Source organism: Enterococcus sp. LJL99 (genome assembly GCF_054871725.1).
This window is the reverse complement of the sequence record NZ_JBTXLT010000001.1, coordinates 361,232-374,952: the sequence shown is the minus strand read 5'-3', so window position 1 is coordinate 374,952 and position 13,721 is coordinate 361,232. Positions and strand designations below refer to the sequence as shown.

Below are 13,721 nucleotides of genomic sequence, written 5' to 3'. Positions count from 1 at the left end.
TTATGAAGATAATGATAACTGGTGGTGGAACAGGCGGACATATTTATCCGGCACTAGCCTTTGTAAAAAGAGTACAAGAGTTAGCTCCAGAAACTGAATTTATGTATGTTGGCACAGAAAATGGGCTAGAAAGTCAAATTGTCCCGAAGTATCACATCCCTTTTGAAACGATTAAAATTCAAGGATTTCGTCGGTCACTAAGTCCGCAAAATGTGAAAACCGTGTATCTATTTTTAAATAGTATTGGGAGAGCTAAGAAGCTGATTAAAGAATTTCAGCCTGATGTTGTAATTGGAACGGGAGGCTACGTATCTGGTTCCGTTGTTTATGCGGCTAAGCAATTAAAAATCCCTACAATTATTCATGAACAGAACAGTGTTCCAGGGGTTACAAATAAGTTTTTGAGTAGATATGCAACGAAAATTGCCATTTGTTTTCCAGATGCCAAAAGCTACTTTCCTGAAAATAAAGTCGTTTTAACAGGAAATCCAAGAGCGCAGGAAGTCGCGGCAATTGAAAAATCGTCTATTTTAGCTGATTATGGTTTAAGCACCGAAAAACCCACAGTAGTTATTTTTGGTGGTAGTCGAGGTGCTTTGAAAATCAATCAAGCATTTATAGAGGCTTTACCTGATTTTGAAAATAAAGAGTATCAAATTCTTTATGCTTCGGGTCAACGATATTATGAAGAACTTCAAGAAAAGTTTAATCTTTATGGAAATAAATTGACAAATGTAAGCATTCAGCCGTATATTGATAAAATGGCAGAAGTTATGGCGAATGTGGAATTGATGGTTGGCCGTGCAGGTGCAACCTCAATTGCTGAATTTACTGCGTTAGGATTACCAGCGATTTTGATTCCAAGTCCCTATGTAACAAATGATCATCAGACTAAAAACGCGAAAAGTTTAGTGAAGATTGGCGCAGTTGAGATGATTACTGATCAAGAGTTGACAGGTGCAAGTTTGATTAAGATGATAGATAAAATTATGTCTAATCAAGAAAAACATGCTGAGATGGCAAGTGCATCGAAAAAAGAAGGCATCCCTGATGCTAGTGACCGTTTGTATGATGTAGTGAAAGAAATTACTAAATGATCAGGGGTGTAAAAAAATGAGTAAGAAAAAAAATGATGCTGAGTCAACAGATGAGCAACAAGAACAAAAAGACGATTCACTTGATACTTCTTCATTGACCCCCTGGCAAAAAGAAAATTTAGAGTATTTAAAAAGTCAAGGGGACAGTCCATCATGGCAGCCATCTTTGATTGAAAATGAAACAACTGAGACGGAAGAAAAAGAGACATCAGAAGAAGCAAATGAAAATGAGCTAGATGAAGAAAAAATTGAGTCAAAAAAAGAAATCAATGAACGTAAAGAAAAGACCAAGCAGACATATGAGTCATTTGCAGATCGTTTGCCAAATATTAAAAAAGAACGTAACAAACGACTGCATCGTCGCTTAACGTTGATTATATCGGTGTTTGTTGTGGCTATTTTAATTGTTCTTTATTATATTTCCCCGCTTAGTAAGTTAGGGAATATCACTGTTTCTGGTGTTGAATCTGTTGATGAAAATCAAGTGATTGCTCAATCTAAACTAGAAAAAAACGTCAGTCTTTGGGAACAATTTTGGGATCGCAAAATATATGAAAAAAATATTGTTCGTCGCTTGCCGCGTGTCAAAAGTGCTAGCATTAGTTTAAGTGGATTGAATTCATTTAAAATCAATGTTAAAGAGCATAAAGTAGTGGCAATGGAATCGAGTGAAGGAACTTATCATCCGATTTTAGAAAATGGCAAAATCTTAACTGAAGTAGAAAGTAGTCCACAAAGTGATATGCCAGTTTTTCAAAACTTTTCAGATGAAACAATCATTAAACAATTGATTACTTCATACAATAAACTGCCAGATGATATTAAAAATAATATCTCTGAGATTCGCTATGAACCATCGAAGTCTAATAAAGATTTAATCAATCTTTATATGAAAGATGCGAATAAAGTGATTGTTAATATTGATCAATTAAGTGAAAAAATGGCTTATTATCAACAAGTTGCAAGTCAAATGACAGAACCTGGAGTTATTGATATGGAAGTTGGAATTTTCTCTTATCCGCTTGAAAAAAAAGAAACGAATGAAGATGTAGAAGAGAATTCTGAAGAAAGTCAAGAAAATTTGTAAAATAAGTAAGAAAATTAGTAGAATTTCCTTTCTATAGAGCTTATGTTTGTGGTAAAATTGAAAGAAGTGAGTATTCATAAAAATTACATATGAGTGATGAAGAACATTCACTCATTTACTTGGAATTAATAGGAGGAGGAACCCCAGTCATGGCAAAAACAGGCATGTACGTAGGCCTTGATATTGGTACGACATCAGTTAAAGTAGTAGTCGCTGAATTTATCGAAGGACAGATGAATATTATCGGCGTTGGAAATGCAAAATCTGATGGACTAAATCGAGGAATTATTGTAGATATCGATAAAACAGTAAATGCAATTCAAAGAGCAGTAAGACAAGCAGAAGAAAAAGCAGGAATTCAGATAAAGAGTGTGAATGTAGGGTTGCCAGCAAACTTACTTGAAGTTGAAAATTGTCAAGGAATGATTGCTGTAAGTAGTGAATCGAAAGAAATCACTGATGAAGATGTACGAAATGTTGCATCAGCGGCATTGGTTCGTTCAACTCCTCCTGAACGTCAAATTGTTGCGATTTTACCCCAAGAATTCACAGTAGATGGATTTGAAGGAATTAAAGATCCTCGTGGAATGATTGGCGTTCGTTTAGAAATGTTTGGTGTAGTTTTCACTGGACCTAAAACCATTATCCATAATACTAAAAAATGTGTAGAAAAAGCTGGTTTGATTTGTAATGAACTAGTAATAATGCCACTTGCTTTGACTGAAACAGTTTTATCTGATGGTGAAAAAGATTTTGGAACGATTGTTATTGACATGGGTGGCGGTCAAACAACGACTTCTGTCATGCATGATAAACAATTAAAATATACACATGTAGATCAAGAAGGTGGAGAGTTCGTAACAAAAGATATCTCTATTGTTCTGAATACATCATTCAACAATGCAGAAGCATTGAAAATCAACTATGGTGATGCGTTCCCAGAAAGAACATCAGTTAGTGAAGAATTTCCTGTTGATGTGATTGGGAAATCAGAACCAGTTAAAGTAGATGAACGCTATTTATCAGAAGTGATTGAAGCGAGAGTCGAGCAAATCTTTAAAAAATCAAAAGAAATTTTGGATGAGATTGATGCTTTAGAACTTCCTGGTGGAGTTATTTTGACTGGTGGCGGCGCAAGTTTACCAGGTGTTGTTGATTTGGCGCAAGAAATTTTTGATGTAAGTGTCAAATTATACGTACCAAATCACATGGGATTACGTAATCCAGTCTTTACAAATGTTATTAGTATTGTAGAGTATTCCTCTCAATTAAATGATATTTATCATATTGCAAAAGGCGCAATCCCAGGAGAAAAAGTAAGACCAACTCAAACTGCAGTTGTACAAGAAACAAGTTATGAGACGACTTACTCTGAACCTGCACCAACAGACGAATATGAAGAAACTGAAATTCATGAATCTAGTGAAAAAGTAACAGGCAAAATCAAAGATTTCTTCTCAAACATCTTTGATTAAAAAGTAAAATAGGAGGATACGATACTATGGAATTTTCTTTAGATAATAACATTAATAATGGTGCAGTCATTAAAGTTATCGGTGTTGGTGGTGGCGGTGGAAATGCTGTCAATCGTATGATCGATGAAAATGTAAAAGGCGTTGAATTTATCGCGGCTAACACAGATGTACAAGCACTTAAAAACTCAAAAGCAGAAACAGTTATCCAATTAGGCCCTAAATATACAAGAGGTTTAGGTGCTGGATCGCAACCAGAAGTTGGACAAAAATCAGCAGAAGAAAGTGAACAAGTGCTTGCTGACTCATTACAAGGAGCGGATATGATTTTCATTACTGCTGGTATGGGTGGCGGAACTGGTACAGGAGCTGCTCCAGTTGTAGCAAAAATCGCTAAAGAATTAGGTGCTTTAACAGTCGGAGTTGTGACTAGACCATTTAGTTTCGAAGGACCAAAACGTGGCCGTTTTGCTGCTGAAGGTATTGCCTTACTAAAAGAAAATGTTGATACCTTATTAATCATTTCAAATAATCGTTTATTAGAAGTTGTCGATAAAAAGACGCCGATGCTTGAAGCTTTCCGTGAAGCGGATAATGTATTACGTCAAGGAGTACAAGGAATTTCAGATTTAATCACTGCACCAGGTTACGTAAACTTGGACTTTGCTGATGTGAAAACAGTGATGGAAAACCAAGGTACAGCATTGATGGGTATAGGTGTTGCCAGTGGTGAAGAACGTGTAATCGAAGCAACTAAAAAAGCAATTTCTTCTCCATTATTAGAAACATCAATCGATGGAGCAGAGCAAGTATTGTTGAATATCACTGGTGGTTTAGATATGACGTTATTCGAAGCACAAGATGCTTCAGATATTGTTACAGCAGCTGCAAGTGGTGATGTTAATATTATTTTAGGTACATCTATTAATGAAGATTTAGGCGATGAAATTCGTGTAACAGTTATTGCGACGGGTATTGATCCTTCTAAAAAAGATAGAAGACCCGCTCGTGCGGCGAATAGACAAAATCAACAAATCCAAGCAGTTCAACAAGCACCTGTTTTGGATATGGAACAAGCAAAAGCAACGCAAGCGCCTGCCCAACAACAAGAAGATGCTAGTGCATTCGGTGATTGGGATATCCGTCGCGAGCAAAATGTTCGACCAAAAGTGGAAGATGCTAGTTTTGAAAATGTTGAGAAAAAAGATTTTGAAACATTCCATCGTGAAGAACCAACTCAAAATGACGATGAATTGAATACACCACCATTTTTCCGTAGAAAAAGATAAGAGAGGTCGAAAGAATGCTAGCTGATAACCTAAATAAAATACAAAAAGAAATTCAGCTAGTTTGTGACTTATCAAATCGTGCTGCTGACGAAGTTACGATGATAGCTGTAACGAAATCTGTAGATAGTGAAAAAGCTCGAGAGATCGTTAACTTGGGCGTAAAAAATTTAGCTGAAAACCGTGTTGATAAATTACTTGAAAAGAAATTAGCTTTAAAGGACTTTTCAACAATCAAATGGCATTTGATTGGTAATTTACAACGTAGGAAAGTAAAATTAGTTATTAATGAAATTGATTATTTTCATGCATTAGAGAGTTTGAAATTAGCTGAAGAAATTCAAAAACATGCGAATCAAGTGATTTCTTGTTTTGTTGAGGTGAATATTACTGGGGAAGAAAGTAAACATGGTTTGAAACCAGAAGAAGTATTACCATTTATTCAGCAAATTTCCTCTTTGGATAAAATAAAAGTAGTTGGCTTGATGACGATGGCAGCTTTAGGAGCTTCGGATAAAGAACTCCATCAGACGTTTTCGCAACTTCAACAATTACAACATTCAATTAATAATGAGCATCTAGTACATGCACCATGTACAGAACTAAGTATGGGAATGAGCCATGATTTTCCTATTGCTATAGAAAACGGTGCAACTTTTGTTCGAATCGGTACAGCAATTTTTAGAGGTGCGTAAAGGAGGGGAATCAATGTCAATTTTTAGTAAAAATGCGTTGTCGAATTTTTTTGGATTATCTAGTGACGATGAATACGATGAGCATGACGAAAATCAAGAACAACCTGTGAGACAAGAATCTGTTAGACAACCGATTCGTCAACCACAACCAAAAGTACAACCTATAAGTGAACCACTAACTGAAAAACCGTCTGCTCGTTACCGTTCAACGGAAACGACTCAAGATAAGCAAGAAAGACACCAAGAAACAGCATTTAATGAAAAAAAAGTTGTCTCTATGCGTAGCTCTAATAATTCAAATGCTAAACGTTCACAAGAAACGCAACAATCTAGAAAATCTAATAAAATTACAATTATTGAACCGCGAGTGTATTCAGAAGCGATGAACATTGCTAAACATATTATTGCTTGTGAAGCTGTACTTGTTAATTTTCATCTTGTTGAAGAAGATCAAGCAAGAAGAATTGTTGACTTCTTAACAGGAACTGTTTATGCACTGGATGGCGACATTCAGCGTGTTGGTGATGAAATATTTCTATGTACACCATCTGATATGGAAATCGATAGTGCTACCGCACAATCGTTGGCCAAAAGACAACTTTTTGATTTTTAATTCCTAGGAGGTAATTCCTATTATTGATTTTTTAAATTTTATATATAAGGCTGTTGATATCTACACTGCTATATTAGTTATCTATGCGTTACTTTCATGGTTTCCAGGAGCGTATGAGTCAACACTTGGCCGGTTACTTTCAAAAATTTGTGAACCATACCTAAGTATCTTTGATCGATTGAATTTAAGAATCGGAATGGTTGGTTTGAATGTGATGATTGGAATCCTTGTTTTAAACTTAGCGTCTAGAGGATTAGGAATAATTTTGATGTCGATTTTTTATTAAAATAAAGGAAGGGTGATTATCTGTGAACGCAAATGTATACCAGCATTTTCGAAAAGATGAGCATCCTTTTATTGATTCTGTTGGCGATTGGCTGGAACAAGTTGAAAGTCAATATGCGCCATATTTAACTGATTTTTTGGATCCTAGACAAGCCTATATTTTAGAAACATTGGTTCGTCAAAATAGCGATTTAGAATTTCAATTTTATGGCGGATATACTCAAGCAGAACGAAAACGATGCTTAATTTATCCCAATTATTATCAACCTGAGATGAATGATTTTGAAGTTGAACTTTTTGAAATTATTTATCCTGCTAAGTTTGCTACTTTATCTCACGGTAAAGTACTAGGAACATTAGTCAATACTGGAATTAGAAGAGAGTATTTTGGTGATATTATTTCTGATGGTAATCGGTGGCAATTTTTTGTAGGAAAAGAAGTTGCTAGTTTTGTCCAACACCAAGTAGAAAAAATCGGCAAAGTAACAGTTAGGTTAGAAGCACGTAGTTATACAGAAATTGTAACACCTAAAGATGGTTGGTCTGAAGAAAGAACAACAACTAGTTCATTACGGCTAGATATTTTGGTGTCAAATGTATATAATATATCTAGACAGAGATCAAAACAGTTAATAGAGTCTGGTAAAGTCAAAGTCAATTGGACTGAAAATACAAGGCCGGATTTTTTAGTAGACTTACTAGATATTGTCTCAATTAGAGGTTTTGGTCGAATTCAAATTCAAGAACTAGAAGGTAAGACGAAAAAAGATAAGCTTCGTTTGTTATTGGGAGTATTAAGAAAATAATCCAAAGAGGTGAAGAGATATGGCATTAACTCCATTAGATATTCAAAATAAGAATTTTTCTACAAAAATGAGAGGGTACAACCAAGATGATGTGGATGATTTCTTAGATCAAGTAACAAAAGACTATGAAGATTCCCTTCAAAAGAATAGAGAACTTGAAAAATCATTAAAACATGCGGAAGAAAAACTGCAATATTTTAATGAATTAAAAGACGCATTGAACCAATCAATTATTGTTGCACAAGATACTGCTGATAAAGTGAAAACAAGCGCTAATAGAGAATCTGAAGTGATTGTGACTTCTGCTGAAAATACAGCGAATGATTTATTATCATCTGCTGAGAAAAAAGCAAATCTATTAGTTACATCAGCCCAAGAAAAAGCAGCAGAAATTTTAACGGAAGCTTCTGGGCGTGCGCGTCAGTTAGCTGTTGAGACAGATGATTTGAAGAAGAAGACACGTGTTTTCCACCAACGTTTAAGCTTAATGCTAGAAGCACAATTAGAGCAAGTGAAAAGTGAAGACTGGGATGAGTTATTAAAACCATTTTCAACTTATGTTAATGATTCTCATGCAATCATTAGAGAAGTTTTGGAAAAAGAATATACGGATGAAGCAGTAGAAGCAGTAACTACTACAACTTCAGCTGTAGTTACAGAAACGCCTGTAGCTACTGAAAAACCAATCCCCGAACAAGTAATGACCGCTGACGGTGTTATTGATCCTAAAGCAATGCTTGATTTATTGAATAAAGAAACACTTAATGATGATAAATAAGTAGACTAGAAAAGCCAATAGAAATTCTTAAAGCGAGTCAATGATAGTGAAAGATTGATAGACCCTGCTATTGGAAAGATCCTCTATTTACAATCAAACTTGAACCTGTGGTCGTAGAGTTTGACGATTAATCTCGTTATCGATTTTTTGAGGGAATGTTTTGTTGACTTAAAACATTCTAAATTTGGGTGGTAACGCGAGTACTTTCGTCCCTTGGGATGGAAGTACTTTTTTGTATATAAATAATCAATCAATCAATTAATTGATTGTTTTTGCAAGAAGTTTTTATAAAAGAAAGTGAGGAAGCAATTTTGAAAATGAAAGAAACACTACAACTTGGGAAAACTGCTTTTCCAATGCGTGGAAATTTGCCTAATCGTGAATTAGAGTGGCAAAAAGATTGGGACGAAAAGAAAGTTTATGAGAAAAGACAAGAGCTTAATGAAGGAAAACCAACCTTTATTTTACATGATGGACCGCCGTATGCGAATGGGAATATCCATTTAGGGCACTCATTGAATAAAATTAGTAAGGATATTATTATCCGTTCTAAGTCAATGTCTGGATTCCGTTCACCATATGTTCCTGGATGGGATACACATGGATTACCGATTGAACAAGTGTTGACGAACAAAGGTATCAAAAGAAAAGAAATGTCTTTAGCTGATTACCGTGAAAAATGTGAAAAATATGCACGTTCACAAGTTGATACACAACGAACTGATTTCAAACGTTTAGGAGTGGCTGGTGATTGGGAACATCCATACGTTACGTTAGATCCTTCATATGAAGCCGCTGAGATTCGTGTTTTTGGAAAAATGGCTGAAAAAGGGTATATTTATAAAGGATTAAAACCAATTTATTGGTCTCCATCTAGCGAATCTTCATTAGCAGAAGCCGAAATCGAATATAAAGATGTTAAATCTGCTTCAATTTATGTTGCTTTTAAAGTAGCAGATGGCAAAGGAATTCTAGATACAGATACATCATTTGTGATTTGGACAACAACACCATGGACATTACCGGCAAACTTAGGAATTTCTGTTAATCCGACATACCAATATGTGGTAGTAAAAGCTTATGGTAAAAAATATGTGGTGGCCAAAGATCTTTTAGATTCTGTAAAAGAAGCAATTGGTTGGGATGAGGTAGAAATCATTCAAACGATTGCTGGTTCAGAATTAGAGTATATGACTGCTCATCATCCATTTTATGATCGTACGTCCTTAGTGATGTTGGGTGATCATGTAACGTTAGAAGCTGGTACAGGCTTGGTTCATACAGCTCCAGGACATGGGGAAGATGATTATTTTGTTAGTAAAAAATACGGTTTAGAGGTTCTTTCACCTGTTGATGATCGTGGTATCTTTACAGATGAAGCACCTGGTTTTGAAGGAGTTTTCTATGATAAAGCCAACCCAATGATTACTGCATTATTAGATGAAAAAGATGCTTTGTTGAAATTAGATTTCTTTACTCATAGTTACCCTCATGATTGGCGTACGAAGAAACCAGTTATTTTCCGTGCAACGCCGCAATGGTTTGCTTCAATTGATAAGTTCCGCCAAAATATTTTGGACGAAGTAGAGAAAGTTGATTGGATTATTCCTTGGGGCAAAACACGTCTTTATAATATGATTCGTGATCGTGGCGATTGGGTGATTTCACGTCAACGTGCTTGGGGCGTTCCACTACCAATTTTCTATGCAGAAAATGGTGAAGCGATTATCACGCCTGAAACGATTGATTATGTAGCTAATTTATTCGCTGAACATGGTTCAAATATTTGGTTTAAACGTGAAGCGAAAGAGTTATTGCCAGAAGGATTTACTCATCCAGGTTCTCCAAATGGTGAGTTTACAAAAGAAAATGATATCATGGATGTTTGGTTTGATTCTGGTTCTTCTCACGAAGCTGTGTTACGTCAACGCCCAGAATTGGCTTTCCCCGCTGATATGTATTTAGAAGGTTCTGATCAATATCGTGGTTGGTTCAACTCAAGTATTACAACAAGTGTGGCAATCAATGGTGTAGCTCCTTATAAGGCAGTTTTATCTCAAGGATTTGTATTAGATGGTGAAGGTCGTAAAATGAGTAAATCGTTAGGAAATACGATTTTACCAGATAAAGTAGTTAAACAAATGGGTGCGGATATTTTACGTCTTTGGGTAAGTAGTGTGGATTATGAATCTGATGTTCGTGTTTCAATGGATATCTTAAATCAAGTCTCAGAAGTTTACCGCAAAATTCGTAACACAATGCGTTTCTTGTTAGCAAATACAAGTGATTTTGAACCTGACACAAATACGGTATCTTATGAAGAGTTAAGATCAGTTGATAAATATATGATTGTTCGTTTGAATTCAGTGATCAAAGAAATTCGTGAAAAAGGATATGAAAAATATAATTTCATGCAAATTTACCGTACAATCATTAATTTCTTAACGGTTGATTTATCTTCTTTCTATTTAGATTTTGCGAAAGATGTTGTTTATATCGAAGCAGAAGATAATTATCAACGTCGTTGTATGCAAACAGTCTTTTACCAAATTGCTGTGAAACTGACTAAATTATTGACACCAATCATTCCTCATACTTCTGAAGAGATTTGGAGTTTCTTGAAAGAAGACGAAGAATTTGTTCAATTGGCTGAATTTCCAGGCTATGAAGAATTTACAAATCAAGAAGAATTGTTAGATACATGGTCAGCATTTATGAACTTCAGAGATAATGTATTGAAATCTTTAGAAGAAGCACGGAATTCTAAGTTGATTGGGAAATCGTTAGAAGCGAAAGTGACAGTTTATCCAAATGAACAAGTTCGTCAATTATTGCTTGCTATAAATGCTGATATCGCGCAATTGTTGATTGTTTCTGACTTTGAAATTGCAGATAAAACAGTAGCCGTTCCTGAAACTGCTGAGAAATTTGATGATATGTCAATTTTAGTTGAAAAAGCAGCAGGCGAAACATGTGATCGTTGTCGTGCGGTTCGTACCGATGTAGGTGAAGATCAAAAATTACCTCATTTATGTGGTCGTTGCGCAACAATTGTTGAAGAAAATTATCCAGAAGCAGTTGCTGAAGGATTTGAAAGTTAAGATCGATTCAAGCGAAAGTAATTAAAATAAAAAAGTCAGATTTTTGGAAATAAAACCAAAAATACTGACTTTTTTATTTTGTTGCTAGAATTTTTGTATTTCGTTTACTATTAATCTTCTAGTTGGCCACGGTCGCGGTACCAAGTATCAGGTTGCCATGTCCATGTAAAGTTATCTTTAGCTAATAAATCAAAAGCTGATTGAGGTCCCATCGTTCCAGCTGCATAATTAGGAAAATCAACGGTTGTTTTATCCCATGCAGCACGGATGATATCTACGATGCGCCATGACTGTGCAACTTCATCCCAATGTGAGAAGTTAGTTCCATCGCCATTTAAGCAATCTAGCAATAATTTTTCATAAGCTTCAGGACTGTTTTCGGTTGTTTCAGCACTATGACGATAATCAAGCTTAACAGGTGTTGTAGTAAAACCTAAACCGATTTCTTTCCCATTCAACGTTAGTGAAAATCCTTCAGTCGGTTGAATATAAATAGTTAGAACATTAGGTGGCAAGTCGGTTTTTTCTTGGCATTTTTCAATATCATCTTTAAAGACATTAATCGGTACTTGTTTGAAGACAATGCTGATTCGTGTGCCTTTTTCAGTCAAACGTTTTCCTGTTCGAACGTAAAATGGAACGCCAGACCAACGGAAGTTATCAATTAAAAATTTTCCAGCAACAAAGGTTTCTGTTTGAGATTCTGGGTCTACATTTGGTTCGTTACGATAAGCGGTAAACTCAGTATTGTCTAATTTTCCACTTCCATATTGACCACGAACAAAATTTTCTAGTGCTTCTGTTTCAGAGTATAAACGAATTGCTTGTAAGGCTTTAACTTTTTCCGCGCGAATGTCAGCTTCTGAAAAAGCAACTGGAGGTTCCATCGCTAGTAATGCAACGACTTGAAGAATATGGTTTTGTACCATATCTTTTAACGCGCCACTATGATCATAGTAACCTCCACGATCTTCAACGCCTAAGCTTTCGGCAAAGGTAATTTGGATGTTATCAATGTAACGATTGTTCCATTGTGATTCAAAAATATTATTGGCAAAACGAATAGCTGAAATATTTTGAATCATCTCTTTTCCTAGATAATGATCGATTCTAAAAATATCATTTTCGGGAAACACGGCTCTAATTTCTTTATTTAGCTGAGAGGCTGATTGATAATCTGAACCAAAAGGTTTTTCAATGACTAAACGATCAAAACCATTTTCAGTTAAAATGCTTTGTGATTTTAGATGTTGCACGATTGTACCAAAAAACTGAGGTGCCATCGCCAAGTAATAAATATGATTTCCCTGAAGTTGATATTTATCGTTTAAGGTATCTGATAATTTTTTCAAGGTATCGTAATGCTCTGAGTCATTTACATTATGAGATTGATAATAGAAATGACTAGAAAATTCCATGGCTTCTTCTTTTGTAGGACCTAAGTCAGCGATGGTTTCTCGAATAACTTCTTGATAATGTTCATCAGACCATTCTCTACGCGCCGTACCAATGACAGCAAAATGTTTGGCTAATGTTCCTTTTCGATATAATCTAAAAAGTGAAGGGTAAAGCTTTCTTTTAGCTAAGTCGCCAGTACCACCAAAAATTGTAAATAACGCAATCTTTTCATTCATAAAATAAGCCCCTCTTTTCATCGTAGTAGTATATTGTTTGTTTAGATTAATTCATCAACAAAAATCGCTCCGGCTGCTTTATAGCTAACAGCTACTTCTTTTTGTTCATTTTTGATTGTAATCGGTCCTTCATAGGCTGAAATATGATCGATTTGATATTCTTCATGGATATTTAAGTCAATAGAAACTAAGTAATCTAAGAGTTCCTTTTCATCCAAGACACGTGCAATTCGAATCTTAGAACCAACAGGATAGTCGGCCAAGGTTTGTCTCTTTTGTTCATGGACCGGTTGATTATCATCAGGGATCACACCGCCATGTGGGCAAAATTTTGGCTGATTTAAATAGTCAGCTAAGTGATTAGCTAATGAGTGAGAGGTCACATGTTCTAAAACCTCTGCTTCATCATGAACTTCATTCCATGAATAATTTAAATGTTCGACTAAAAAAACTTCCCATAATCGATGTTTGCGAATCAATGTACTGGCTTTTTTCAGACCTGATTCTGTTAGTTGGACGCCTTGATAAGGGGAGTGCTCAACCAAACCTTCTTTTACTAGTTTTGAAATCATCTCACTGACGGAGGCAGCTGAGACATCTAAACCAGAAACAATCTGCTTATTGTTTATTTTATTTTCATCGCCACCTAATTCAAAAATGAGCTTTAGGTAGTCTTCGCGATTTGGTGTCATATTTTTCATCCTTTCAAAGAAACCATCAGAAATAGTTTATCAGAAAAATCTTTTTTTGACCATTTAATAAGATGTTAATCTTAAAAAAGCTTTGAAAATTTCCAGTAAATCAATGAAATTATCAGCGTTGCTTAATTTGATAACGTTTTCTAATTATTTTTTTTGTAAAAATTGC

12 protein-coding genes and 1 other annotated feature are annotated in these 13,721 nt (G+C 35.3%); of the genes, 10 read left to right on the top strand and 2 right to left on the bottom strand.

What is annotated here, in order from left to right:
- Window positions 1-2: 2 nt before the first annotated feature.
- The 10 genes from murG to ileS all read left to right on the top strand — a co-directional run bounded on the left by murG (window position 3) and on the right by ileS (window position 11,220).
- Window positions 3-1,097 (top strand): undecaprenyldiphospho-muramoylpentapeptide beta-N-acetylglucosaminyltransferase, encoded by a 1,095-nt coding sequence (gene murG, locus ACYSNW_RS01815; protein WP_461742644.1) that lies wholly within the window; start codon window positions 3-5, stop codon window positions 1,095-1,097.
- Window positions 1,098-1,113: 16 nt separating this feature from the next.
- Complete coding sequence (locus ACYSNW_RS01810; RefSeq protein WP_461742643.1) at window positions 1,114-2,184, top strand: cell division protein FtsQ/DivIB; 1,071 nt, start codon at window positions 1,114-1,116, stop codon at window positions 2,182-2,184.
- Between the two features lie 149 nt (window positions 2,185-2,333).
- The gene (gene ftsA / locus ACYSNW_RS01805) at window positions 2,334-3,659 is read left to right on the top strand and encodes a cell division protein FtsA (RefSeq protein WP_461742642.1); all 1,326 of its coding nucleotides are present in this window, start codon (window positions 2,334-2,336) and stop codon (window positions 3,657-3,659) included.
- 26 nt (window positions 3,660-3,685) lie between these two features.
- Window positions 3,686-4,945, top strand: a complete 1,260-nt coding sequence (gene ftsZ, locus ACYSNW_RS01800; RefSeq protein ID WP_461742640.1) for a cell division protein FtsZ — start codon at window positions 3,686-3,688, stop codon at window positions 4,943-4,945.
- A 14-nt stretch (window positions 4,946-4,959) separates the two neighbouring features.
- The gene (locus ACYSNW_RS01795; protein ID WP_461742639.1) at window positions 4,960-5,637 is read left to right on the top strand and encodes a YggS family pyridoxal phosphate-dependent enzyme; all 678 of its coding nucleotides are present in this window, start codon (window positions 4,960-4,962) and stop codon (window positions 5,635-5,637) included.
- A gap of 13 nt (window positions 5,638-5,650) precedes the next feature.
- Window positions 5,651-6,250 (top strand): cell division protein SepF, encoded by a 600-nt coding sequence (locus ACYSNW_RS01790; RefSeq protein ID WP_461742638.1) that lies wholly within the window; start codon window positions 5,651-5,653, stop codon window positions 6,248-6,250.
- Window positions 6,251-6,290: 40 nt separating this feature from the next.
- Window positions 6,291-6,536, top strand: coding sequence for a YggT family protein (locus ACYSNW_RS01785; protein WP_461742991.1), 246 nt, complete (start codon window positions 6,291-6,293; stop codon window positions 6,534-6,536).
- Between the two features lie 22 nt (window positions 6,537-6,558).
- Entirely contained in the window at window positions 6,559-7,341 is a 783-nt protein-coding gene (locus tag ACYSNW_RS01780) for a YlmH family RNA-binding protein (protein WP_461742637.1), read from the top strand.
- A 19-nt stretch (window positions 7,342-7,360) separates the two neighbouring features.
- Window positions 7,361-8,119, top strand: a complete 759-nt coding sequence (locus tag ACYSNW_RS01775) for a DivIVA domain-containing protein (RefSeq protein WP_461742635.1) — start codon at window positions 7,361-7,363, stop codon at window positions 8,117-8,119.
- Window positions 8,112-8,336 (top strand) — a binding site (T-box leader). (Overlaps the previous gene by 8 nt.)
- 94 nt (window positions 8,337-8,430) lie before the next feature.
- The gene (gene ileS / locus ACYSNW_RS01770; protein ID WP_461742634.1) at window positions 8,431-11,220 is read left to right on the top strand and encodes an isoleucine--tRNA ligase; all 2,790 of its coding nucleotides are present in this window, start codon (window positions 8,431-8,433) and stop codon (window positions 11,218-11,220) included.
- Between the two features lie 110 nt (window positions 11,221-11,330).
- On the opposite strand, the gene zwf is transcribed toward ileS, so the two are convergent.
- Both zwf and efaR read right to left on the bottom strand, forming a co-directional pair.
- Window positions 11,331-12,854, bottom strand: coding sequence for a glucose-6-phosphate dehydrogenase (gene zwf, locus ACYSNW_RS01765; RefSeq protein WP_461742633.1), 1,524 nt, complete (start codon window positions 12,852-12,854; stop codon window positions 11,331-11,333).
- Between the two features lie 41 nt (window positions 12,855-12,895).
- Window positions 12,896-13,546, bottom strand: coding sequence for a transcriptional regulator EfaR (gene efaR, locus ACYSNW_RS01760; RefSeq protein ID WP_461742632.1), 651 nt, complete (start codon window positions 13,544-13,546; stop codon window positions 12,896-12,898).
- Window positions 13,547-13,721: the final 175 nt, after the last annotated feature.